A 23,463-nucleotide genomic window follows, 5' to 3' on the forward strand; every position below is an offset into this window, starting at 1 on the left:
AGCTACGATATGTATTTTTCCGTGTTTTAGAGTGATTTAAGTATAGCAAAACCCCAGTAAATATCGTATTTACCGGGGTAAAAAGCTATGGTGCAGGTAACTTGCAAGGGGGATAGGAATGGGGAAAATAGGGGATTTTGTTAGCTATATGTAAGCTACGGAACATAATTATGAACAATTCAGGATAATATAAGACTATATTTTGTTGATTGCGTTCACCAATTCTTTTGGGTTTATGTGGGTGTAAACCTTTTCGGTCAAGTCCATTTTCGACTTGTGACCGACTATTTTTTTGATGATTGTGTGGTTCACATTTGCCGATACAAGCATTGAAATGCAGGTATGTCTTGTTTCGTGTATGGTGTGGTCTAAACCTAAATCGTTTTGCAGAGGTGTCCAGTGGTTGCGTTTAAAGTTATCGTATTTCAGCGGCTTGCCATTGGTGTTATTCAGAACATATCCACATTGAGAATCGCAGATGAATTTCTGCCAAAACGGCAGTACTTTATCTGCTATAGGCACGGTTCGTACACCTGAATCGGTCTTTGAACTTTCAACAAAGAAAGTCTGTTCGTCAAGGTTTACATTTGAAATTTTCAGATTGAGAAGTTCAGACACACGCACTCCCGAATAAATCAGCATAAGCACTATTTTTACCGAATCAAGATTTGAATATTCCCACAAAAGATTTATTTCGCTTTCCGAAAACTCCCTGCGTGCTCGTTTTGTTTCATCTGACTTTGCATTGATTTTCAATTTTTCTGCAAGATTGTTATGGAGCATATCGTGAAATATGCAGTATTCGTAGATTTTGTTCAACAGAATTTTAATTCGCCTAACCGATTGATAACCGTTGTTGCAGTTGTCGAGAACTCGTTGCATATCAATGATTTTTATATCGGACATCTTGCGATTGTATAACATTGAGCATTGTTTGTATGCCGCATTATACTGTCTTTTGGTGTTCGGATTTGTGTCTTCGGTGATGAACTCCTTGTACCAAAGTTCATAAATTTCTGAAAAAGTGCGTCTTGCCGAATCAACATCAAACGGGTTTTGATTGTAATCAGCAAGAGCGTTCAGAGCTTTCGGCTTGTTGGGAAAGTAGCCTATAACTCTGCGTTCCTGATTGCGTGTTTCTTTGTTGTATCCTATTGTCACGCAGGCAACCCACGGATTGCGCCTGTTTCCGCTCAGCTTATAAACAGAGCCGTAGCCGTTAGGCAGTTTCATTTTATACACTCCTTTTGCTTAAAAAAGGGTGCAAAAATCCCCTGATATTCAAAACTTGAAAAATTCAGGGGAGTGTGATACAATATTATTGCTTTTAGTAGTATCACTGCACCCTGTGTGGTGGTTTCCGCTCCGACTTGCGCCAACAGGTCAGGGCGGTTTTTTTTATTTATTTATCTCTTCCATTATTGTATCTATTTTATCTATGTCGAGACTGTAGCAACGGATATTGCCTAAAGTTTTTTTGATTATTAAACCGTAATCGGACAGGGTGTTTAACCTGTTTGTAACTGTACTTCTGCTTAATTTCATAACATCCATTAGTTCCTTTGTGCTTATTCCGCTTTCGGAAAACAAACTTGCCTGAATAAGCAAAAAATACAGATTACTATATTTTTCGTCGGCGCCTTTAGGCAGAAAGATAATGCACTTTCCGTAATGTGTCAGTTGCTCTAATCTTTTCTCCAAAGCGTACACCAACTTGTGCAACGAATCATCAATAATATCGGTAAACATAATTATAAAAGGAGTTAAATCTCCCTTGTTTTTCGGGTCATTACACACCTTGAATGCCTTGTAGTAATCGTTTATGTTCTCTTTAATAGAATAAGACATTCTGTAACCGATAATTGATTCAAATTCTTTTGACAACAAGTAACTGCTGATGAAACGGGATGTTCTTCCGTTGCCGTCATAGAAAGGATGAATGTAACCAAAGAGGTAATGAAAAATTGATATTCTGAAAACACACTCAATGCTTTTGTCATTAAGTATTGCCAACGCTTTATTCATACACTCTATAATTTTTTCTTCGGGATTAACTCCTCTGTGAAGTTCTTTTTGCGTTGCACTGAGGACGCTTGTTGAATCTTTTCTGAAGATTTTACCGTCAGGCAAATCAGACGGGTTATCTTCTTCGATTTCAAAATATACTAAATCATTGTACAGGTTGCGGATATCTTCGCAGGTGTCAAAGGACATAGTTTCATTTTTTTGCAACATAAGATATTTTTGCACAAGCCCCATAAAACGCTTCCCATGGCTCTTTGTTTCCAGTTCTGACAAGACACTGTTAATTTCTCTTCTTGAGCTGTAAACACCTTCAATATCATTTGTCTTTACAATTTCATCAACCAAACATCTGATAGCGAAATGGTCAATTGCTTTTTCGGGTAATGAATCCCTTAAAGCTTTGATTTGCTTATCGGTTTTATAAATGTCACGAATTTTCGTTATAAATTCGGGTATCATCACAAAAAAAGCAGGGTTATCGTGTATCAGAAAATCTAAGTGTACTGCGTATTCGCTTTTATACCTTTCGTTGTAAATTTTTTCATAATTTTCTTTGTCAGAATAAAACAGCTTATCTAAAGATTTATACCCCAAATGTATCACCTCTCCAATAAGTATTATATGCCGTAATTTAACAATTATACGCATATATCAGAAAAGCAATTCGTAAAAATAGGCTGTTTTTACGAATTGAATATAATTATACACCGACAAATTCACAAAATCAATATATTTTTACAAATTTAACTGTTACAGTAAAACAGCTTTTCTCACTGTAACGATTTACTGACTTCTTTTACAAGACCGAGGATTTGAACACGGGTGACGTCGTTATTTTTGAACACTCGTGGGGGATAGTAGGGGTTGACTGAATGCAACTCAACGGTGTTATCGTTGTAAAGGACCTTTTTAACAACAGCCTCTTCATCGTCAACGAGGACTGCGGCAATCTGACCGCTGTCAACGGAAGTTTGCTTTTTAATAAGAATTTTACTGCCGTCATCAATCAGAGGGCTCATAGAATCACCGTGAACATTTATCCATATATATTTATCCTGTTCTGAGGGGCAGGTGATGTATGTAGGCATATAGTCAACAGGCACATCCTGAGCTATCACTCCGAACCCTGCCGAAATGCTGTCATATACCGGTCGCATAAATACATTTGTTTGCGGAAGGGGGGTTGCTTGTTCCGGTGTTTTATCGTCCCAACCCATAATATACGCAGGAGTAGTTCCTAAAGCTTTACAAAGCGGTTCTAATACGCTTGTTGGTAACTTTTCAATCTCGCTGCTTTCATATCTGTATATTGTAGCTCTGTTCTTTCCTATCAGCTCGGCAAGTTTATCAACAGTTATATTTTTTTCTTCTCGCAATTTTTTAATGCGTTCGCCGATTGTCATAAGTAACACCTTTTTTCAATATATTGTTATTGACATAATGCAAAATAAGTTGTATTATAATGGTAGTAAGGGAACGGCTTTAGCTGTTCCGCTATTCAAAAACTAATTATTTTTTATAACCGTCTTGTATTGCAGTACAGGGCGGTTATTTCTTTATGGTGAACACAATAAAAAATGTGAAAATTACTATCACAGCTATGTATTCCACGCAATCACCCCCTTTCTCAAGGGAGTCGAAACAGCCGCCACCGTTCCTTTACTGTACAGTATTATAACATAACGGTTGCAAAAATGCAACTACTTTTTGAAAAAATAAAAATAATTTTGCAAAAATGCGAAAAATATATTGACAATAACTTACAAGGGTGGTATCATATAGTTGTCGCAGAAATGCAACACAATAAAAACTGGAGGTGATAAAATTGACTAATGTTGATAAGCTGAAAGGGGCTATCAAGGAGAAAAGATTAACCCCTGAAAAGGTTGCTGAAAGTATCGGTATCGACAAAAGTACGATGTATCGTAAACTTTCTAACGGTGGTGAGGATTTTACCATTAAGCAGGCAGACGCTATCACACAAATTCTCGGATTAACAGGTGATGAGGCACAGGCTATTTTTTTTAGTCAGTTTGTCGCATAAATGCAACTATTATATTAAGGGGGTGAGAAAATGGGATTTTTTAATAATTTATTCAACATAGAAAAAGCACCAACAGTCAACAAGACTGTCAGTGCACCTTATGTTCCGCCTTATCCTTTAGAAAAAGATTTTTATACTTTTGATAAGGTAGAGTGGAGCGGAGCGTTACCACCTCATTCAATGACACTTTCTTTTGTACTTCCTTATTCCGATTGGTGCGAATTTGAAAAGTCAGACCTTTATCGAGATTTGGAGAATTATCTTCAGGAATTACAAAAACGAGGTAACCCGAATGAGAATGTAGGCACTCAAGATTGATAGGCAGATGTTCATTGTATGTAGGAACATACTCATCAACACCTTTTGCCTTGTGATGATAAGAATTAACTTCGTGGGTGTTGTAATCTTCGGTGTACTCTATGCCGTTCAGAACTAATTGAATGTCGGTAACAGAAATAGGCAGTTGCGATTTATTGTTAAGTTTATAATGAATGAAAAGTCTTTTCTTTCCCTGCACGCCTAATTTGTATGCGTATTCAAGCATTGTGATTTCCAAATTCACTTTGTGCGAAACAAAATAGTTAATCAGGTTTATTAAAGATATTAAAAAGCCTGCAATGCCTAAAATACCACTAATTATTACCCACATATAATCAGCTCCTTTGCTCGATTATAACATTCGCAAAAGATATTTGCAACACAATCAATAATACCACAATCACAGTCCTATTAAACGGACTTAGCTGAAAAGAGGTGAAGAAAGATGGAAGTAATAATAATTTTAGGACTGCTAATGCTTTGCACAGCTTTTGTTTCAGCAGTATTAGCAATAAAAATAGTAGCCGCCCATTTGTATAAAACAATAGACAGCTACCTTGATAAGCACGACGCTCAAATTATGGATCTGATTAAGTGGGCAAAGGAGAATGAAAATTGAACAAGTTTTTAATATTTGTAGTGTTTATTCTCAACGCAATTAGCTTACTTCTGCTGATTATAGCAATGCTTATCAAAGCAGGAGTTATCCGTTAAGAAAGAAGTATTCAAATAATGCAATCAAAATTGCTGATAATAGTGAAATTGCAATAAATGGCATTGAATATTTAGTAATTCCTAATATCAAAACTTTTATGTTTCGTGTTTTGTATGTATACATCTTTTTATCTAACGGTCTTAAAGGAATTCCTAAAGCAGAACAACAATCGTCATATTCTTTGTCGACTAATTTTGAAATGCTTTGAAAGTTAATTTTATCTAATGGAAGAGAAAATACATAGCTGAGTTTTCCGCCAGCGATAAGTTTATTATCGGCAATAATATCTTCGCATTTTTCAACGGCTTGTTTAATTTCAAAAGTAATTTCCTTTTTGTACAAATGTTCTTCAAGCAGGTTGAATATGGGGAAAATCACTAATTCATATCGTTCTTTCAGATAGGTTTTGTTCTGTTCCTTTTTAAATAATATCCAAGACAGAACCAAAGTGCATAAGGTTGAAACTGCGGATATTATTAAAGTCAACCACGATAAAATATCATTCATATTTACGCCCCCTTTCATAGTTAATCATAACATTTAAGGTCGTGTAAAGCAATAAAATATCGAAAAGCAGGTGAGAAAATGGCAAAACTTAAACTTATTGACACAAAGGACAGGTTCCTTCTTGAAATTGACGGAACAGAAATTCCGTATGTTACAAGCTATCAAATAACACGAACGGTCGGCGAGGTTGTACTGCTCAAACTGGCTCTCAGCGTTGCTGATGTTGAATCAGTCGAAATCGTTTCAGACAAAATTACCAACGAAAATTAAGGAGGTGTACATATGGACACAGTTCAGATGAACAAAAAAATCAAAGAAATTATGGATAGCAGTGATGTCTATCTGCTCTCGGAAGATGCCGCAAAGGCTATTGGAGTTGCTCCGCAAAACTTGCGTGAACAGGCAAAGGACGAACCCGAAAAATTGGGATTCAATGTAATTGTAGTCGGCACATCTATCCGTATTCCGAGAATACCGTTTCTCAATTATATTCTCGGTTCAAACCCGTTGAAAGGAGTGTAACAAATGCGGTTAAGAAATTACCCGACAAAAAGAAAGCTGCTCAAAGATGTGGAAAACCTCAGAGCAGAGAACAGACATCTCAGCATTGAACTGAGAAACGCAAGAACGGACCTTGCACTCGAAAAAACAGCGTCAAGCGGTTATCGTCACGAGAACCGAGAGCTAAAGTGCAAGCTCAAAGCCCTTGAAACGCCTGAAACCGAATCCTTCGGTTTTGAATGTGTGGGGGTGAAGAAATGAACTACAGAGAAGATCCATTTTTGGTGTTTGACGATGAAAAAGGTTGGATTACTCATACAGTTCACCCAAGTGGTTTTGTTGATAATGAACTGCTGACTGATGAACCCGAAGCTGTCCAGGTTATAACTAAAATATGGATTGAGTGGTGTATTACCCCTACAAAAACTGTAAATAAGCGTACAAGTAGTTATGCCCTTAAACATTGTTTTGAGCGTATGACAGGCATTTATCTGACGAACAACCAGTTTAAACAGGCAATGGTGATGTGTGGGTATCTGCCGCATTGCGATTGTTCGGAACTTAATTGGACTTATGCTATTAGTTCAAGATCTGCGTGTTTTAAATCGTATCACAAGGGCAAATATAACCCACTGATTTGCGAATACGCTTATGGGTTAAAAAAAGAAAAATCCGCTGAAGCTCTGCAAAGCCTCAACGGACAAAGAAAAATACCTTAATTAAATGATAGACAATTTTAAGCGAATTGTCAAGGAGGACTTTAATATGTCAGTAAAAATATCAGCTTTTGAAATTGAAAATGTTAAGAGAGTAAAGGCGGTTGCTTATGAACCGACCGAAAACGGACTTACCGTGTTGGGCGGTAAAAACGGACAGGGCAAGACATCTGTTCTTGACGCAATTGCGTGGGCTCTCGGCGGTAATCGTTTCGCTCCGTCTGCTCCGTACCGTGAGGGTTCAACGATTCCGCCACATCTTAAAATCAAGCTCTCAAACGGTATTGTTGTGGAGCGTAGCGGTAAGAACAGCAGTCTTAAAGTAATTGACACCGCAGGCAACAAAGGCGGACAGGCTTTGCTTGACGCATTTGTCAGTAACTTTGCTCTTGACCTGCCGAAATTTATGAATGCAACCGGCAAGGAAAAGGCTGACACGCTTTTGCAGATTATCGGTGTAGGCAACAGAGTTTACGAGCTTGAAACGCAGGAAACACAGGTGTATAACGAACGCCGTGCTATCGGTCAGATTGCAGACCAAAAGAAAAAGTTTGCCGCCGAAATGCCCGAATACGAAGGCGTGCCGAATGAACCTGTGTCAGCCTCGGAACTTATCAACAAACAGCAGGAAATTCTTGCACGCAACGGTGAAAATAACCGCCTGAGAGCAGAAAAAGATAACCTTGAAAGCCGTGCCAACAATTTGCAGAGCGAAATCAACAGGCTTAACGAGGATTTGAGAAAATACAATTCTGAGCTTACAAAAGTGCTTGCACAGCTTGAACAGAGCAGAAAGACCGTTGCCGAACTGCACGATGAAAGCACGGCAGAGCTTGAAAGGAACATTACCGAGATTGACGAAATTAACCGCAAAGTCAGAGCCAACCTCGATAAAGCAAAAGCTGATGAGGACGCAAAGGAATATTACGGCAAGTACGCCGATATGACGGCACAGCTTGAAGAAATCCGCAAAACAAAATATGACTTGCTCAACAACGCAAATTTGCCCCTTGACGGCTTATCGGTTGAAAAAGGCGAGCTTACATATAACGGTTTTAAGTGGGACAACATGAGCGGTTCGGAACAGCTTCGTGTCGCTACGGCAATTGTTCGCAAGCTCAATCCTGAATGCGGATTTGTCCTGCTTGACAAGCTCGAACAAATGGATACCGACACACTCAAAGATTTTGCAAAATGGCTTGAATCAGAGGGATTGCAGGCTATTGCAACAAGAGTTTCAAACGGCGATGAATGTTCAATAATCATCGAGGACGGCTATATTAAGTCCGAAACAACCACACCTGTTACAACACCGACTTGGACAGAAGGAGAGTTTTAATTATGGCTACAAGAACTACAGCTAAAACAACAGCAAAAACAAATGAATGTGTAATCAAATGCAATCCGCACAGAGAGCTTGCCTGCGGTTATACCAAGGTCAAGATTATGCCTGAAAACTATTCAAGAATTGTTTTGATTGCAGGTATGACAGGCAAGTCAATACAGGATTTGACAAACGAACTGCTCAACTACGCAATCGACTATGTTGTCATTGATGTTGACGGCAATAAAATCAATTTTTCAGATGTACAGGGGGTGAGATAATGAACATCACGAAAGGTAAAATCAAGTCGGCTCAAAAGGTTGTAATTTACGGTCCCGAGGGTATCGGCAAATCAACATTTGCTTCGCAGTTTCCGAATCCTCTGTTTATCGACACGGAGGGCAGCACAAAAAATCTTGATGTTGCGAGAATGGATAAGCCAACATCGTGGACCATGCTAAAGAGTCAGCTTGAATATATCAAAAGCAATCCGACTGTATGCAAGACGGTTGTTATTGATACAATCGACTGGGCAGAACAGCTTTGTATTGATGATATTTGCTCAAAGTACGGCAAAAAAGGTATTGAAGATTTCGGTTACGGAAACGGATATGTTTACGAAAAAGAGGAGTTCGGCAGATTTTTGAACAGCCTTGAAGATTTGATTGACAGAGGTATCAATGTTGTGCTTACCGCACATGCACAGCTCCGCAAGTTTTCACAGCCTGATGAAATCGGCGAGTATGACCGTTGGGAGCTAAAACTCGGCAAAAAGACTGCTTCACAGATTTCTCCGCTTGTAAAAGAATGGGCGGATATGGTGCTTTTTGCAAATTATAAAACAGTAGCGGTAGCGACCGACAAAGACGGCAGAAAGTACAAGGCACAGGGCGGAGGGAGAGTGATGTACACGCTTCATCACCCTTGTTGGGACGCAAAGAACCGTCACGGACTGCCCGAAGAAATGGATTTTAGCTACGCAGGCATTGCTCATATTTTTAATGATGTTGCACCTGTAAATAACGCTCCTGTTCCGCAAAATCCGATACCTCAGCCTCCTAAGGCAGAGCCTGCGACACAGCCTGTGCCACAACCTACGCAGATTGAAAAAGTTCCCGAGCCTGTTCCGCTGTCAACACCTCAGATACAGAATGATAAATCTGTCAATATTCCCGAGGGCATACCAAAAGCTCTTGCCGACCTTATGAGAGCTAACGGTGTTGATGAAAGCGAAATCAGACAGGCGGTGTTTACACAGGGACACTACCCTTACGATACACCAATCACAAACTATGACCCACGATTTATTAGCGGTTGCCTTGTGGGAGCGTGGAATAAGGTATTCGAAGTGATACAGAGCAACCGTGACTTACCGTTTTAATAAGAAAGGAAGATGTATAAATGGATAGAGAATTTGGTTGGAACGACGAAATAACCGAAGAGGGCGGAAATTACGAACCGCTCCCCGAGGGCGATTATGATTTTACAGTAGCAAAGGTTGAGCGTGCTCGCTCACAGGGTAAAGGTAAACTGCCACCATGCAATATGGCAAAGGTGACTTTTGATGTGTGGGGAGCAGATGACAAGCGAGAAATTACAGTTAATTTCGTACTGCACTCCTCGCTTGAATGGAAGCTGTCACAGCTCTTTTTGTCCGTGTCAATGAAAAAGCACGGCGAACCGCTCCGTATGGACTGGACAGGCATTATCGGCAAGAAAGGTAAATGTCAGGTTATCATACGCAAATATGTCAAGAATGACGGTACAGAGGGCGTAACAAATGACATCAAGTATTTTTATGCCTACGATGAGCAGGTGACAACGATATCGCCTGCCGTAGCACAGTCTGCACCTCAGCAGTATATACAGCCTACATATCCGCCGCAGTATAACACACAGCCTGCAACGCCAAATACTGCGATGCCGAATAACTGGACACCGGGTAGCTTTTAATGCAACTTCGAACGTACCAGAATGAAGCAAAGAATGCCGTTTTCTCCGAGTGGGAAAGCGGCAATTTAAAAACATTACTTGTCTTGCCTACAGGCTGTGGCAAGACGATAGTTTTTGCAAAAATCACCGAAGAATGTGTCCGTCGAGGTGACAGGGTGCTGATACTTGCCCACCGTGGAGAATTGCTCGACCAAGCGGCAGACAAAATCCAAAAAGCAACAGGACTTAATTCGTCGGTTGAAAAAGCCGAGCAAAGTTGCATAGGTTCGTGGAACAGGGTTGTTGTAGGCTCTGTACAGACGCTTATGCGTGAGAAAAGACTGTCAAACTTTGACAGCGATTATTTCGACACAATCATTATTGATGAAGCACATCACTCAATCAGCGACAGCTATCAGCGTGTGCTTGAGCATTTTGACAATGCAAAAGTGTTGGGTGTTACCGCAACACCCGACCGAGGAGATATGAAAAATTTAGGAGCAGTATTTGATTCGCTTGCGTATGAATACACACTCCCTAAGGCTATCAAAGAGGGGTATCTGTCACCGATTAAAGCTGTGACAATACCGCTTACACTTGACCTTTCGGGAGTTGCCACACAGGCAGGAGATTTTAAAGCAAGTGATATTGACACGGCACTTGATCCGTATCTTTATCAGATTGCCGAAGAAATGAAAAAATACTGTAAGAACCGTAAAACTGTTGTGTTTTTACCACTTGTAAAAACATCGCAGAAATTTAAAGACATTTTGAACGAAAAAGGCTTTAAAGCGGCAGAGGTCAACGGTAACAGCGAAGACAGAGCGGAAGTATTGCAGGATTTTGAAAATGATAAGTACAACGTGCTGTGCAACTCAATGCTTTTAACCGAGGGTTGGGACTGCCCAAGTGTTGACTGCGTTGTCGTTTTAAGACCTACAAAGGTGCGTGGGCTTTACTGCCAAATGGTCGGCAGAGGTACAAGACTTGCTCCAAACAAGACGGAGCTTTTGCTGCTCGACTTTTTGTGGCACACCGAAAGACACGAACTTTGCAGACCTGCACATCTCATTTGTGACAATGAAGAAGTCGCACAAAAGATGACCGAAAACTTATCGGAACAGGCAGGATGTCCGATTGATATTGAAGAAGCAGAGGAAAAAGCAAGCGAAGATGTTGTGGCTCAGCGTGAAGAAGCGCTTGCAAATCAGCTTGCGGAAATGCGAACACGCAAACGCAAACTTGTAGATCCGTTGCAGTACGAAATGTCAATTCAGGCGCAGGACCTTGCAGGATATGTTCCAGCATTCGGCTGGGAGTGTTCTCCGCCTACAGACAAACAGAAAGCAAAACTTGAAAAGCTCGGAATATTCCCCGATGAAATTCAGAGTGCCGGCAAAGCAAAACTTATTCTTGACAGGCTCGAAAAGCGAAGAATTGAGGGCTTAACCACACCTAAACAAATCCGTATGCTTGAAAGCAGAGGTTTTCAGCACGTGGGCAAATGGCAGTTTGACGAAGCGTCAGCCTTGATTTCAAGGATTGCCGCAAACGGTTGGAGAACTCCGAAAAACATTAACCCGAAAACATATGTACCGCAAAGCGAGGTGAATACGGTTGGACTTACTTAATGCACTTGAATACATCAGTCCGTCAGAGCTTGACTACCAAGACTGGGTAAATGTCGGAATGGCACTCAAACAAGAGGGATACAGCGTAAAGGACTGGGACGATTGGAGCAGAGCAGACAGCCGATATCACAACGGTGAGTGTGAAAAGAAATGGCAGAGCTTTAACGGCTCTGCCTCACCTGTCACAGCAGGCACGATAGTCCAAATGGCAAAAGACAGGGGGATGACTTTTCGTGAATCGAAAGAACTCGGCTGGAATGATGAAATTGCTTTTGAACAGGGCGATATCGGAGTAACAGCCTGTGAGGGTGTAAAGTTTCACGAGCCTGCAAACTGGAATCCTGTGAATGAAATTGTAACCTACCTTGAAACCCTCTTTGACAGCTCCGAAAATGTCGGCTATGTAACCGAAACTTGGGAGAAAAACGATAACGGCAAGGTTAAATATCTGCCTACAAAGGGCAGTTGTGACCGTACGGCAGGTGAGCTTATTGCCGCCCTCAACAATTGTGACGGTGATATATCAAATGTATTCGGTGATTACAAACCCGAGGCAGGTGCGTGGATAAGGTTTAATCCGTTGGACGGTAAGGGTGTTAAAAACGAGAATGTAACCGATTATCGTTACGCTCTGGTGGAATCTGACTGTATGGCTCTTGAAGAACAAAATGCAATCATCAGAGAGCTTGAGCTGCCTGTTGCGGTGCTTGTTTATTCGGGCGGAAAATCAGTCCATGCTATTGTTAAGATTGATGCCGCAAACTATGACGAGTATCGTAAAAGGGTTGATTATCTCTACAATGTATGCCATAAAAACGGCTTTGAAATCGACAAGCAGAACCGCAATCCGTCAAGGCTGAGCCGTATGCCCGGTGTTATCCGCAACGGCAAAAAGCAGTTTATCATTGACACAAACATCGGTAAATCAGACTTTGCCGAGTGGAAAGACTGGGTGGAAAGTATCAACGATGACTTACCTGATCTTGACAACCTTGCAGATTTTTTTGAAAATCCTCCTGAACTTGCTCCGCCTCTGATTGAGGGAGTATTGCGACAGGGACATAAAATGCTCCTCGGCGGACCCTCAAAAGCAGGTAAGTCATTTGGTCTTATCGAATTGTGTATTGCAATTGCCGAGGGAACAGAATGGTTCGGCTTTAAGTGTGCGCAGGGCAATGTCTTGTATGTGAATCTTGAGCTTGATCGTGCGTCCTGTTTTCACAGATTCAAGGATGTATATGAAGCATTGGGACTTGAACCAAAAAACTTAAACAGAATTGATATTTGGAACTTGCGTGGTAAGTCTGTGCCTATGGACAAGTTAGCCCCTATGCTCATTCGCAGAGCACTGAAAGGCAACTTTATAGCCGTAGTAATTGACCCGATATACAAGGTTATTACAGGCGATGAGAACAGTGCGGACCAAATGGCACATTTCTGCAACCAGTTTGACAAGGTATGTACAGAAATCGGATGTGCGGTAATCTACTGTCACCACCATTCAAAAGGTGCTCAGGGCGGTAAAAAGTCAATGGACAGAGTTTCGGGCTCGGGTGTTTTCGCTCGTGACCCCGATGCACTCCTTGACCTTACAAGGCTTGAAATCAGCGATGATTTGATGAAACAGCAAAAGGATGAAAGAACCTGTAAAATCTGCAAAGAATGGATAGGTCGCTTCAACAAAATCAGTGAAGTGTGTTCGCAGGACGATTTGGTAATGTCAAATAATATGATTGACATCGCACGCAAAACGCTTCCTGAACAGTCTTTTAAGCTGATGATGTCAGATGTTGCCCGTGCCGAAAAAACCGTAAAAGGGATGTCAGCGTGGAGAATAGAGGGTACTCTGCGAGAGTTTCCGGCATTTGATGCACTTAACCTTTGGTTTGATTATCCGATTCACAAATCGGACGCAACAGGTGTGTTGAAGGACTGTAATTTTGAGGGCGATTTTAACATCAAAGGCTCACCCTACAAAAAGAATTTCAGCAAGAAAAAAAGTGAATCGGAACGCAAAAAAGAACGCTCAGAATCTATTATGACAGCGTTTACTGCAGAAGAAAATAACGGTCAGGCAGATATAAATGACATTGCTACATATCTTGGAGTTACCGAAAAAACAGTCCGAAATCGACTAAAAGAACACGGCGGATTTTGGATTGACGGCGGTAAAACAGGATTGAGGGAAAAGGAAAAAGTCGAATAAATTTTCCTTTTTTGTCAAATTTGGAAAGAAAATTTTATCGAGAATTTCCCTTTCCGTGAAGGAAAATAGGGAAAATTTCCCGAGAAATTCTCTTTCCGAAAATGACGGAAAATGACTTTTTTCTCGAGATTTTCCGAGGGAAAGAAAAAACCTATATATATATTCTATATATATAGGAGTATTTCCGTTCCCTAAGGTCACAGGGGTGAAGTAGTTGTGCGAAGCTTACGCACAACAACTCCTTCCCCTGACCTGTGACTAAAAGCAAAATTTTAAAGTTAAGAAAGGAATGGCAAAAAATGGCAAAATGCAAATCGACTTCAAAAGATAAAAGATTGAAAATCGCTAAGGGAATGCCACCTTTGAGGCGAAAACTTCCAAATAAAAGTTACAGTTACAAAAACGATCAGGTAATGGACTGGATTTCTAAACGACCGGCGTTGATTGACTATGTGTTGGATAAGTTAGTAGCTAACGGATACATAGTTTACGACCCGAAATTAAAGTTGTGGTATGGAGTTGATTATTTTGAAGAAAATGAAGACTGAATTTTTTATGCCGATGATACCGCCGACCGTAACGGCACAGGAACATAAAGTTATGGTAAAAAACGGCAAACCTGTTTTTTACAATCCGCCCGAGGTGAAACAGGCAAGAGAAAAGCTCATGTCACATTTAGCAAAGTTTAAACCGTCAGACCCGTACAAGTCGGGTGTCAGACTGATAACAAAGTGGTGCTTTCCTCGTGGTAAACATCAGGACGGCGAATATCGTATAACAAAACCTGACACGGACAATCTGCAAAAAATGCTAAAAGACTGTATGACCGCTATCGGCTTTTGGTCTGATGACGCACTTGTTGCAAGTGAGATATGTGAAAAGTTTTGGGCAGAGGTTTCGGGTATTTACATCAAGGTGGAAATGCTGTGAATATCTCGGAAGTTAAACGCAACCTTGAAAGAACCGTGCTGTACAATGGAGCAGAATACATTCTGAAAGGCTGTATCATCAGACGGAATACAACGGGTCGGTTTTACTATCAGGCAGAGCTTATGGACACCAAAGCCAAAAGCTCGTTGATTGTAACTGCACTTGATAAGATTGACGAAAGGAGAGCAAACGATGAAAGCGAGAATACCGCCTAAAATCCCGAAACAGCTCAAACAGGAAGCTGAACGGATTGCCAAAAACGCATACGAGCAGATCCGAGAAAAAGAAAACAAGGACATCACACGCAGAGTATTTAAAACAATGCTGTATGCTTTGCATAAGGATTTCGGATTTGGTCGTGACAGATGTGCAAAGGCACTAAAGTCTATGACCGAAATAATTGAACACTCCGACACTGACGAAGTGTTTTGGGAGCATATTGACAGGGTTGTCATCGACAAGTTGAAACTTGAATTTGACCGCAGAGATTACACAGACAACGGAAAAGTTGTTAATTTTGAAGGAGACGAAGAAAGGGTCACGGGAAATGAATGAAACAGCCCTTGGTAAATATTATGATTTTTATGCCATCGATGAATATTATTGTGAAGATGACGAAGTTTTACCAAGACCTCCCAAAGTTATCGGCAAACCTTGCGAAGCAAAAATTTACAAAAAGCATATATATTTTCATTGTCGAAGTATGTTGAGATAAGGAGTGATATAGAATGAAATATTATTACAAATTGATTAACAATGAAACAAATGAAATAGAGAGCTATGTAGAAAGTTCTGGATGTATAAGACCTGAAAACATTTGTCATATACTTGGACTTAGCGGATATCACGCTGTAAGCTGTACAAAACAAGAATATGAGGAAAAGCCGACAGCGGAAAATACAGAATCAACAGCGGAGGCTATCTTATCAAAACTCAAGGATATTAACACTCATCTCGCAAATATGAAAGGATATGAAGAACGAGATGAAAATGTCGGTGAAATTGTTACATTACAAGACTTTGATAATCAGATAACAGAAGATGTTCAAGAAGTTAAACACGGAAAGTGGGTATCGACTGTAAATGCTTTAGGGTACACTGAATGTCATTGCTCAGAATGCAATAATTATTTATTCTTAGATTCTAAGGATAGCCAGTTATATCCATACTGCCCCTATTGTGGTGCAAAAATGGATAAGGAGTGAAAGCAATGACAAGAAATGAACTTGAAAGGTATTTAGGCAAATGTGTGACAATTACTCTTTTGGATAACACTGTAATTGAGGGCACTTTACATAAGACGGGTGAAAAAGCCTTTGAAAACAACCCTAATTTATCAATACCAGTTAATTTTTATTTTTGCACTGATGTAAATAATAAAGTGGTTAAAAATACTGCATTCAGAGTATCGCACATCCAGAGAATCAGTTGCTATGAAAAGTTAAGAATGACAAACTTTGAAAAAATCAAACAGATGTCAATTGACGAAATGGCTCGGAGTTGTATGAGTTTTTTTGGTTGCCCGTATGGAACTCCATATTTCGGTTGCCCTATGGAAAAGCGATTCAATGGCAGTTGTATTGACTGCACAAAACATTGGCTTGAAAGTGAGGTAGAAGAAAATGAAAGATATTAAAAACATTACCGTTAATTACGATAACAATGAAAGCAAGACGATCACAAAGGGACTTGTTATTGATTTTGGTAAACTTGATAACGATGAGGACGATGTTTGCTTTAATATGTGTAACATCAAAGGTAAGGATTTGCGTTTGATTGTAACCGCTGTTGTTGCGTTGGCGCAGGAACTTGGTATGCTTGACGAGGAGGAGCGTGAAGTGGATTGACGGTTAAAGATTATTTATATTCGGTCAGGGTTTCGGATAAGCTGATCAGAACGAAGGAACACGAGCTGTCAAAACTTAGGCTGAATATTGCACAGGTATCGGTTAAGCAGAATGAGCCTGTTAAGACATCGGGAGTGAATGACCCTATGCGGATTGTTGACAGGATTGCAGACCTTCAGGCTGAAATCAATCGGGAAATTGACAATCTTGTGCGGTTGAAAACTGAAATCCGCAGTAAAATCAACGCACTTGACGATTACCGTTACATTGCAATTTTGACCGAGTATTACATAAATTGTCAGAGGTGGGAGGATATTGCCGAGAGTATGGAAATGAGCGTAAGGCATACCCTGAGATTGCACGGCGAAGCGTTACAGGCGTTCCGAAAAAAGTTCAATTTCTCGTAAAATTATTTTGAAATGTCATTGAATGTCACCCTTACCCTGCGTATAATGGTATTATGAAAGTTTGACAAACAGTACATATGTAAAACTCTCCTAAGATAAAAATCGCACAGACCGCTCTCGTTTGAGGGCGGTTTTGTGTTGTGAGGTGAAATTGATGTATAAAGACAAATGCGGTACAGGTTACGAAAATAGCACAAGAGCGATTTTTCAGGGTGCAGGAGAATATGACATCCCGATTATTGAGCCTACAAAAATTACAGAAAACAACTTTATCGGATTTAATGAAGTTTTGAGCAGTAAGCAGAACAACTGCGGTGTGCATTTCTTTTTGGACGATTACCAGTTCCAAAGATTATGGAATACACCCGACAGGTATATTGAGAGTCTACAAAAATTCAGTTGTGTATTATCGCCTGATTTCAGTCTTTACACTGATTATCCGACAGCGTTGCAGATTTATAACCACTATCGCAAGCATTGGATAGGTGCATATTTACAACTCTACGGCATTGAGGTAATACCTACAATTTGTTGGAGCGACGAAAAAAGTTTTGAATGGTGTTTTGACGGCGAGCCTTTGGGTGGTACGGTTGCCGTATCAAGTGTCGGAACGCAGAACCGTACGGAATCAAAAGAACTGTTTTTGAAAGGTTACAAAGAAATGATTGAACGCTTACAGCCTGAAACAATTATCTTCTACGGCAGAGTCCCCGAAGAATGTATGGGAAACATCATCAACATCAAATCGTTTCAGGAAAAATTCAGGAGGTCAAAATAATGGGCGGAAGAGGCTCTTCAAGCGGTATAAGTGATAAGGGAAAGAAGTACGGTACAGAATATCACACAGTTGCTCAATTTGGTGAAATAAAAGTAATTCATATGAATGGTAATACTTCGATAAAAGCTCCTATGGAAACTATGACAAAAAATAGAGTGTATGCTACTCTTGACAAACAGAGCAACATCAAAAGTGTTACTTTTTATGACAACTACGGCGAAAGAATAAAACAAATTGACGTTAAAGGTAGACCTCATAATGGAATGATGCCACATACCCATTTGGGTTATGAACATAATGAAATTGGAGATCGTCAATTGACTGATAAAGAACAGAAATATGTAAGTGCATTATTGAATAAATGGGAAAGAAAAAGAAAACACTTGAATATTTAAAAATTTATTGATATAATATTATAAACGCAGGGGATAGTTTAAATAGGAAAACAGTTTTTACAGATTCCGGTGCAACTCCGGAAACCTGTGTTTAAAGACAGTACAGAAATGTGCTGTCTTTTCTTTTGCTTATTTTTAGAAAGGGCGGTGATACCGTGAAAGACAAATTAAATGCAAGACAGAGGAAGTTTGCGGAATATTATGCGCAGAGCGGTAACACCGTTCAGAGTGCCATTATGGCGGGATATTCCGAGAATTACGCAAATGCCAATGCCTGCAAATTGTTAGAAAATGTGAGAGTTGCAGAGTACATCAAACAGCTGTCAGACAGGCTCAAAGATGAGCGCATTATGAGTGCAAAGGACAGACAGGTTGCTTTGTCCGACATTGCAAGGAATGACGGGCAGGACACCTCCGACAGAATAAGGGCGATTGACACGCTCAACAAGATGACGGGTGAATACACCGTTAAGGTTGACGCAAAGGTTGAGCAGTCCGAAAAGCTATCAGATGTGTTCAGACAGTTGGGTGGTGAGGGACTGAGTGAGTAACAAATTCCCGTTGTCACAAAAGTATATCGACTTTATCAACACAACAAATGTGTCGGCTGAATTTCTTGAAGGAACTACAGCGTCCGGCAAAACTACCGTCGGAGCAGGCGTTAAGTTTATGCGAATGGTGTCGCAGTCGCCGAAGAAGCTTCACGCAATTGCCGCCAAAACTACGGGCAAGGCTGAGGAAACTATAATTCAGCAGGACAACGGTATTCTTGACTTGCACCGCAACGCTGTCTATTGCGGCAACGGCGACAAGGACTACAAGCTGCCGCATATCAAGTTTGAGGACAAAATTATCTATATTCTCGGTTACAGCAGTCGGGATAAGTGGGAAATGGTTCTCGGTGCGCAGTTTGGGTGCGTTTATATTGACGAAATCAACACCGCCGATATCGAGTTTATCCGAGAGATGTCAACCCGTAATGACTATATGCTTGCAACGCTGAATCCCGATGATCCGAGCCTGCCTGTGTATAAGGAGTTTGTCAACCGCTCCCGTCCTTTTAAAAAATATGAAAACGATGTTCCTCCCGAGATTACGGCGGAGCTTACCGAAGAACCTGTACCGAATTGGCGGTATTGGTTCTTTTCTTTTGCCGATAATTTAAGTCTTACACCCGAACAGATTGAAAAGAAAAAGAACTCTGCACCGAAAGGTACAAAGCTCTATAAAAATAAAATCTTAGGTTTGCGTGGCAGAGCAACAGGACTTGTGTTCCCGAATTTTGAGAGGACAAGACACATCAAATCAAAAGAGTGGGCAGAAAAGTTTTTGAACTGTAACCGCAAGTCGGAACACTTTGTTCAGTTCACCGCAGGTCTTGATACCGCCTATTCGCAAAAGTCGCCTGACACTATCGCAATGACATTTTACGGCATTACCAATCACGGCAAGTGTGTTCAGCTTGATGAAAGAGTTTATAACAACGCTGAAATGCAAACGCCTATTGCCCCGAGTGACACGGTGAAGAATTTTATTGATTTTCTTGACCGCAACCGTGATGAATGGGGCTTTGCACGCACGGCTTTTATTGACAGCGCCGACCAAGCGACTATTACCGAATTTCAAAAGTATAAGCGACAGCACGGCTGTGTCTATGACTTTGCAAATGCATGGAAGAAAACGAAGATTATCGACCGAATCAATCTTGTACTCGGCTGGCTTGCCACCGACTGTTATTTTGTGCTTGAACATTGTAAAAACACGATTGCCGAGTTTGAAATTTACAGCTGGCGAGAGGATAAAGACAACACACCTGAGGACGGTCACGACCATTGCATTAACAGCGGTCAATATGCGTGGCTGCCGTTTAAAAATATTATTGGAAGTGAAATAAATGGGGCTGATTAACAGAATGGCTGAATCTATCAGATCGGGAATTAAAAACTTTTTGCAGATTACTCCTGCAAGCGACAAAACAATTACCGTCACCGAAACAAGCAATCATCTGACCGAGTGCTTTATCAATCGCATTTGGTATTGGGGCAACAGCAGACAGCTTGCGGAGCTGTACAGGCAGATTGATACAAACAAAACTATGTTTTGGGCGGCAAAAAGCACAAAGGGGCTTGAAATTCGTAAAATACACACGGGCCTGCCGGCACTCATCTGCGAAACGCTTGTGAATATCGTAATTGCCGACTACAACGGCACAGATGTTACAAGTAAAAATTCAACCGCTTATGCAGAGCGTTGGGAAGATATTGAAAAGCAGAACAAATTGTCCGACACGGTTAAGCAAATGCTCCGTGACCTATGTGTTGTTGGTGACGGTGCTTTTAAGGTCAGCTTTGACACGGCTGTATCAGATGTTCCGATTGTTGAATGGTATCCTGCCGAAAACATCGACTTTACATATGTGCGTGGCAGAATCCGAGAGGTTAAGTTTTACACCGATTACACGCAAAAACACCGCCGTTACCGCTTTGAAGAAACATACGGTTACGGCTATATTCACTATGCTTTGTATGATGACAACGGCAAAGAGATTGACCTGCACACGGTTGACGCTCTTTCATGGATTGATTCAAAGGGCGTTACATTTGACGAATCATATATGTGGGCTGTACCTGTCCTTTACGGCAAATCGTGCCACAAGGGCAGAGGTGCGGGCATTATCGGCATAAAAACAGACGCTTTCGACAGCCTTGATGAAGTGTGGTCACAGTGGATGGACGCACTCAGAGCCTGCCGAACAAAGCAGTATGTGCCTGATTGCCTTGTTCCGAGAAATCCCGAAACCTGTCAGCCGATATCGCCAAATCCGTTTGACAACCGATTTATCACCGTGGGCAACGATATGTCTGAAAACGGCAACGGCAACAGGATTTACACCGAAAGTCCGCAGATTCAGCACGAAAGCTATTTGAGTTCATACATTACTGCCCTCGACCTCTGCTTACAGGGCATTATATCGCCGTCAACTCTCGGCATTGACACGAAGAAGCTTGATAATGCAGACGCTCAGCGTGAAAAGGAAAAGACAACCCTTTACACAAGGCAGAACCTTGTAAAGATTACGCAGAACGTACTTCAAAGCCTTGTTGCAGTTGTACTCAATGCAGACGGTGAACTTAACGGCAATGGTATTGTTGAGGGCTTGGAAGTATCCGTAAACTTCGGCGAATATGCAAATCCGAGCTTCGAAAGTCAGGTTGAAACCGTGTCAAAAGCAAGACAGGGTGGTTTGATGTCAGTTGAAACCTCGGTTGACGAGCTTTACGGCGACAGCAAGTCAGAGGATTGGAAAGCCGAAGAGGTGCAGAGAATTAAAGAGGAACAGGGTATTGCAGGCGAGGAAGAAACTTCTCCATTTGATGATGTTGACCTTACCGACACGGGCAATGAACCCGATAAACCCGAAGATATCACAAATCAGGACGATGACAGCAAATGAGTAAGCAATGAGTGATTACAACATTAAAGAGGCTTTTGAGAGAATTGAAAACGAGTTTATCGACAGCATGATGCGCAATTTCAGCCGTCACAGAGCCGAAGAAACCAAAGAGGGTTACAACTGGACACAATGGCAGGCAGAACAGCTCAAAAGTCTTGAAGAGTACCGTAAGCACAACGCAAAGAAATTCGGCAAGCGTTTCAAAACCATTAACAGCAAGGTTGAAGAGATGATTCGCACCGCCAAAGCTGACGGAAATGCAAGTCAGGAGGCAGAAATTCTTGAAGCTGTTAAGGACGGTTTCAAAGCCCCGAAAAAGCCGTCAGCACACAGCACAGCCGAGTTTTTTAAGGTGAATGACCGTAAACTTGACGCACTCATAAAATCGACCACAGACGATTTAAAGAGGGCAGAAACGGCGGTTTTGCGTATGAGCAACGACAAGTACCGCAAGGCGATTTTTAACGCACAGGTTGCAATGAACACGGGTGCGGTTACATACGAAAAAGCCGTTGATATGGCGTGTAAAGATATGCTCAACGCAGGACTGAATTGTGTGGAGTACAAAAACGGTGCAAGGCATACGCTCTCGGATTATGCGGATATGGCGGTTAAAACAGCCAACAAAAGAGCCTATCTGCGTGGTGAGGGCGAAAAGCGAGCCGAATGGGGAGTATCCCTCGTTGTTGTGAACTCAAGACAGGGCGGTTGCCCCGATTGTGCAAAATATATCGGCAAGGTGTTTATTGACGATGTTTATTCAAACGGCAAAAAGTCAGACGGAAACTATCCGCTTCTCTCAACCGCAATCAAGAACGGTTTGTTTCATCCGAGATGTAAGGACAGCACAAGTACATATTACGAGGAAATAACGACACTCGAACCTGTCACCCCCGAAGAAGAGGCAGAAATGGACTGTAGAGAACGGCTTGAAGAAAAACAGCAGTACGCAGAACGGCAGGCGCAACGCTTTGACCGCCGTGCCGAATACAGTCTTGACGAGGACAATAAACGCATTGCCCAAACCCGAGCCGATGAGTGGCACGATAGGGCTGATATGCTTGAAGAAAAGGCAAAACAATTTTCTTTGAAGACTGATGAACAAAAATATTACAGACCTGTTTTTAAGGAAGATATATCAAAAACTTTTGAACGCAAAATTGAGGGCAAAACAATTACAATTGATACCCGCAAGGCAAATACATTGTGTGATAATGTTTATATTTCAGATAAGGTAAAGCTAAAACGAAAAGAACTTCATGATTTTGATATGCAAGTGAGAAAAGCGTTTGATATGCTCGGAGAGGTTGAAACAAGCGGAAAACCTGATATTTGTATTATCTCTCCCGAAGAAATGCGAGTAAATGCTATTGCTTCATATATGCCAATGCAGAATGTTCTAAATGTCAATTCAGCATACTTTTCAACAAGTGATTTGTCAGATTTACAAGAAAACTTGGCTTGTCCGCAAGACGGATTGAGTACAATTCTTCACGAACTGATTCATTGGCAAGACGCTAAAAGTTACAGAGCAAAATTCGGAGGTATTAACGATTATTTTGAATATTGCGATTACCTTAATAAAATTTATGCTCCAAAGGTTGAAAAATTGATAAATAACGGTTATAATATAGAGGATATAAGTGAGTATGCTTTTGAATGCTTAAAAGATAAAGCTATGGATGAAGTGTATAACGAGTACAGAGTCAGCAAACTTTTAGGGTGATGATAGT

At 41.0% G+C, this 23,463-nt stretch carries 31 protein-coding genes; 27 read left to right on the top strand and 4 right to left on the bottom strand.

The window, feature by feature from the left end:
* Positions 1-195 precede the first annotated feature (195 nt).
* The 3 genes from AC2HW8_RS07070 to AC2HW8_RS07080 form a co-directional block, all read right to left on the bottom strand.
* On the bottom strand, positions 196-1,233 hold the full coding sequence (locus tag AC2HW8_RS07070; protein ID WP_298178071.1) for a tyrosine-type recombinase/integrase: 1,038 nt from the start codon (positions 1,231-1,233) through the stop codon (positions 196-198).
* Between the two features lie 165 nt (positions 1,234-1,398).
* Positions 1,399-2,619: a Fic family protein gene (locus AC2HW8_RS07075; protein WP_484327341.1), complete on the bottom strand. Its 1,221-nt coding sequence runs from the start codon at positions 2,617-2,619 to the stop codon at positions 1,399-1,401.
* A gap of 176 nt (positions 2,620-2,795) precedes the next feature.
* On the bottom strand, positions 2,796-3,428 hold the full coding sequence (locus AC2HW8_RS07080) for a LexA family protein (protein WP_303667693.1): 633 nt from the start codon (positions 3,426-3,428) through the stop codon (positions 2,796-2,798).
* Between the two features lie 422 nt (positions 3,429-3,850).
* Between AC2HW8_RS07080 and AC2HW8_RS07085 the strand changes: the two genes are divergently transcribed.
* The 3 genes from AC2HW8_RS07085 to AC2HW8_RS07095 all read left to right on the top strand — a co-directional run bounded on the left by AC2HW8_RS07085 (position 3,851) and on the right by AC2HW8_RS07095 (position 5,006).
* Positions 3,851-4,069 carry a helix-turn-helix domain-containing protein gene (locus AC2HW8_RS07085; RefSeq protein ID WP_117967752.1) on the top strand — a complete coding sequence of 73 codons (219 nt, stop codon included), beginning with the start codon at positions 3,851-3,853 and terminating at the stop codon, positions 4,067-4,069.
* Between the two features lie 30 nt (positions 4,070-4,099).
* Positions 4,100-4,387: a hypothetical protein gene (locus AC2HW8_RS07090; RefSeq protein WP_169923237.1), complete on the top strand. Its 288-nt coding sequence runs from the start codon at positions 4,100-4,102 to the stop codon at positions 4,385-4,387.
* Between the two features lie 445 nt (positions 4,388-4,832).
* Positions 4,833-5,006, top strand: coding sequence for a hypothetical protein (locus AC2HW8_RS07095; protein WP_302602356.1), 174 nt, complete (start codon positions 4,833-4,835; stop codon positions 5,004-5,006).
* Between the two features lie 84 nt (positions 5,007-5,090).
* Here AC2HW8_RS07095 and AC2HW8_RS07100 read toward each other — a convergent pair whose 3' ends face one another.
* Positions 5,091-5,609: a hypothetical protein gene (locus tag AC2HW8_RS07100; RefSeq protein WP_306526384.1), complete on the bottom strand. Its 519-nt coding sequence runs from the start codon at positions 5,607-5,609 to the stop codon at positions 5,091-5,093.
* 78 nt (positions 5,610-5,687) lie between these two features.
* Here AC2HW8_RS07100 and AC2HW8_RS07105 point away from each other — a divergent pair, with 78 nt between their 5' ends.
* The 24 genes from AC2HW8_RS07105 to AC2HW8_RS07220 all read left to right on the top strand — a co-directional run bounded on the left by AC2HW8_RS07105 (position 5,688) and on the right by AC2HW8_RS07220 (position 23,456).
* Positions 5,688-5,879, top strand: a complete 192-nt coding sequence (locus tag AC2HW8_RS07105) for a hypothetical protein (protein ID WP_015522728.1) — start codon at positions 5,688-5,690, stop codon at positions 5,877-5,879.
* Between the two features lie 12 nt (positions 5,880-5,891).
* Complete coding sequence (locus AC2HW8_RS07110) at positions 5,892-6,131, top strand: hypothetical protein (protein WP_117882356.1); 240 nt, start codon at positions 5,892-5,894, stop codon at positions 6,129-6,131.
* Between the two features lie 3 nt (positions 6,132-6,134).
* A complete protein-coding gene (locus tag AC2HW8_RS07115) occupies positions 6,135-6,371 on the top strand; it encodes a hypothetical protein (protein ID WP_484327342.1) in 237 nt (78 codons plus the stop codon).
* Positions 6,368-6,829: a hypothetical protein gene (locus tag AC2HW8_RS07120; protein WP_484327343.1), complete on the top strand. Its 462-nt coding sequence runs from the start codon at positions 6,368-6,370 to the stop codon at positions 6,827-6,829. The genes AC2HW8_RS07115 and AC2HW8_RS07120 overlap by 4 nt, the downstream gene beginning before the upstream one ends.
* Positions 6,830-6,875: 46 nt before the next feature.
* Positions 6,876-8,165, top strand: a complete 1,290-nt coding sequence (locus AC2HW8_RS07125) for an AAA family ATPase (RefSeq protein WP_484327344.1) — start codon at positions 6,876-6,878, stop codon at positions 8,163-8,165.
* Positions 8,166-8,167: 2 nt separating this feature from the next.
* A complete protein-coding gene (locus tag AC2HW8_RS07130) occupies positions 8,168-8,431 on the top strand; it encodes a hypothetical protein (protein WP_484327345.1) in 264 nt (87 codons plus the stop codon).
* Positions 8,431-9,531, top strand: a complete 1,101-nt coding sequence (locus tag AC2HW8_RS07135) for an AAA family ATPase (RefSeq protein ID WP_484327346.1) — start codon at positions 8,431-8,433, stop codon at positions 9,529-9,531. Before AC2HW8_RS07130 ends, AC2HW8_RS07135 begins: the two co-directional genes overlap by 1 nt.
* A 20-nt stretch (positions 9,532-9,551) precedes the next feature.
* Complete coding sequence (locus AC2HW8_RS07140) at positions 9,552-10,103, top strand: DUF669 domain-containing protein (protein WP_484327347.1); 552 nt, start codon at positions 9,552-9,554, stop codon at positions 10,101-10,103.
* Positions 10,103-11,713, top strand: a complete 1,611-nt coding sequence (locus AC2HW8_RS07145) for a DEAD/DEAH box helicase (protein WP_484327348.1) — start codon at positions 10,103-10,105, stop codon at positions 11,711-11,713. Before AC2HW8_RS07140 ends, AC2HW8_RS07145 begins: the two co-directional genes overlap by 1 nt.
* Entirely contained in the window at positions 11,700-13,919 is a 2,220-nt protein-coding gene (locus AC2HW8_RS07150) for an AAA family ATPase (protein ID WP_484327349.1), read from the top strand. Before AC2HW8_RS07145 ends, AC2HW8_RS07150 begins: the two co-directional genes overlap by 14 nt.
* A 299-nt stretch (positions 13,920-14,218) precedes the next feature.
* Positions 14,219-14,467, top strand: coding sequence for a hypothetical protein (locus AC2HW8_RS07155; protein WP_101028762.1), 249 nt, complete (start codon positions 14,219-14,221; stop codon positions 14,465-14,467).
* Positions 14,457-14,849 carry a RusA family crossover junction endodeoxyribonuclease gene (locus AC2HW8_RS07160; protein ID WP_484311713.1) on the top strand — a complete coding sequence of 131 codons (393 nt, stop codon included), beginning with the start codon at positions 14,457-14,459 and terminating at the stop codon, positions 14,847-14,849. Before AC2HW8_RS07155 ends, AC2HW8_RS07160 begins: the two co-directional genes overlap by 11 nt.
* Positions 14,846-15,064: a hypothetical protein gene (locus AC2HW8_RS07165; protein ID WP_484311690.1), complete on the top strand. Its 219-nt coding sequence runs from the start codon at positions 14,846-14,848 to the stop codon at positions 15,062-15,064. The genes AC2HW8_RS07160 and AC2HW8_RS07165 overlap by 4 nt, the downstream gene beginning before the upstream one ends.
* Positions 15,042-15,404, top strand: a complete 363-nt coding sequence (locus AC2HW8_RS07170; protein WP_484311688.1) for a hypothetical protein — start codon at positions 15,042-15,044, stop codon at positions 15,402-15,404. Before AC2HW8_RS07165 ends, AC2HW8_RS07170 begins: the two co-directional genes overlap by 23 nt.
* 173 nt (positions 15,405-15,577) lie before the next feature.
* Entirely contained in the window at positions 15,578-16,054 is a 477-nt protein-coding gene (locus AC2HW8_RS07175) for a hypothetical protein (RefSeq protein WP_484311686.1), read from the top strand.
* A gap of 5 nt (positions 16,055-16,059) precedes the next feature.
* Positions 16,060-16,485: a hypothetical protein gene (locus AC2HW8_RS07180; protein WP_484311684.1), complete on the top strand. Its 426-nt coding sequence runs from the start codon at positions 16,060-16,062 to the stop codon at positions 16,483-16,485.
* Entirely contained in the window at positions 16,472-16,696 is a 225-nt protein-coding gene (locus AC2HW8_RS07185) for a hypothetical protein (protein ID WP_484311682.1), read from the top strand. The genes AC2HW8_RS07180 and AC2HW8_RS07185 overlap by 14 nt, the downstream gene beginning before the upstream one ends.
* On the top strand, positions 16,693-17,103 hold the full coding sequence (locus AC2HW8_RS07190; protein ID WP_303667674.1) for a DUF1492 domain-containing protein: 411 nt from the start codon (positions 16,693-16,695) through the stop codon (positions 17,101-17,103). Before AC2HW8_RS07185 ends, AC2HW8_RS07190 begins: the two co-directional genes overlap by 4 nt.
* 154 nt (positions 17,104-17,257) lie before the next feature.
* Complete coding sequence (locus AC2HW8_RS07195; RefSeq protein WP_303667673.1) at positions 17,258-17,881, top strand: DUF4417 domain-containing protein; 624 nt, start codon at positions 17,258-17,260, stop codon at positions 17,879-17,881.
* The gene (locus AC2HW8_RS07200) at positions 17,881-18,276 is read left to right on the top strand and encodes a polymorphic toxin type 24 domain-containing protein (RefSeq protein ID WP_117949256.1); all 396 of its coding nucleotides are present in this window, start codon (positions 17,881-17,883) and stop codon (positions 18,274-18,276) included. The genes AC2HW8_RS07195 and AC2HW8_RS07200 overlap by 1 nt, the downstream gene beginning before the upstream one ends.
* A gap of 155 nt (positions 18,277-18,431) precedes the next feature.
* Entirely contained in the window at positions 18,432-18,827 is a 396-nt protein-coding gene (locus AC2HW8_RS07205; protein WP_484327350.1) for a terminase small subunit, read from the top strand.
* On the top strand, positions 18,820-20,184 hold the full coding sequence (locus tag AC2HW8_RS07210; RefSeq protein WP_117951464.1) for a terminase large subunit domain-containing protein: 1,365 nt from the start codon (positions 18,820-18,822) through the stop codon (positions 20,182-20,184). The genes AC2HW8_RS07205 and AC2HW8_RS07210 overlap by 8 nt, the downstream gene beginning before the upstream one ends.
* The gene (locus AC2HW8_RS07215) at positions 20,171-21,730 is read left to right on the top strand and encodes a capsid protein (protein ID WP_484327351.1); all 1,560 of its coding nucleotides are present in this window, start codon (positions 20,171-20,173) and stop codon (positions 21,728-21,730) included. The genes AC2HW8_RS07210 and AC2HW8_RS07215 overlap by 14 nt, the downstream gene beginning before the upstream one ends.
* A gap of 7 nt (positions 21,731-21,737) precedes the next feature.
* Positions 21,738-23,456 (top strand): phage minor capsid protein, encoded by a 1,719-nt coding sequence (locus tag AC2HW8_RS07220; protein ID WP_484327352.1) that lies wholly within the window; start codon positions 21,738-21,740, stop codon positions 23,454-23,456.
* Positions 23,457-23,463 lie beyond the last annotated feature (7 nt).

The organism is Ruminococcoides sp. (genome assembly GCF_057037865.1).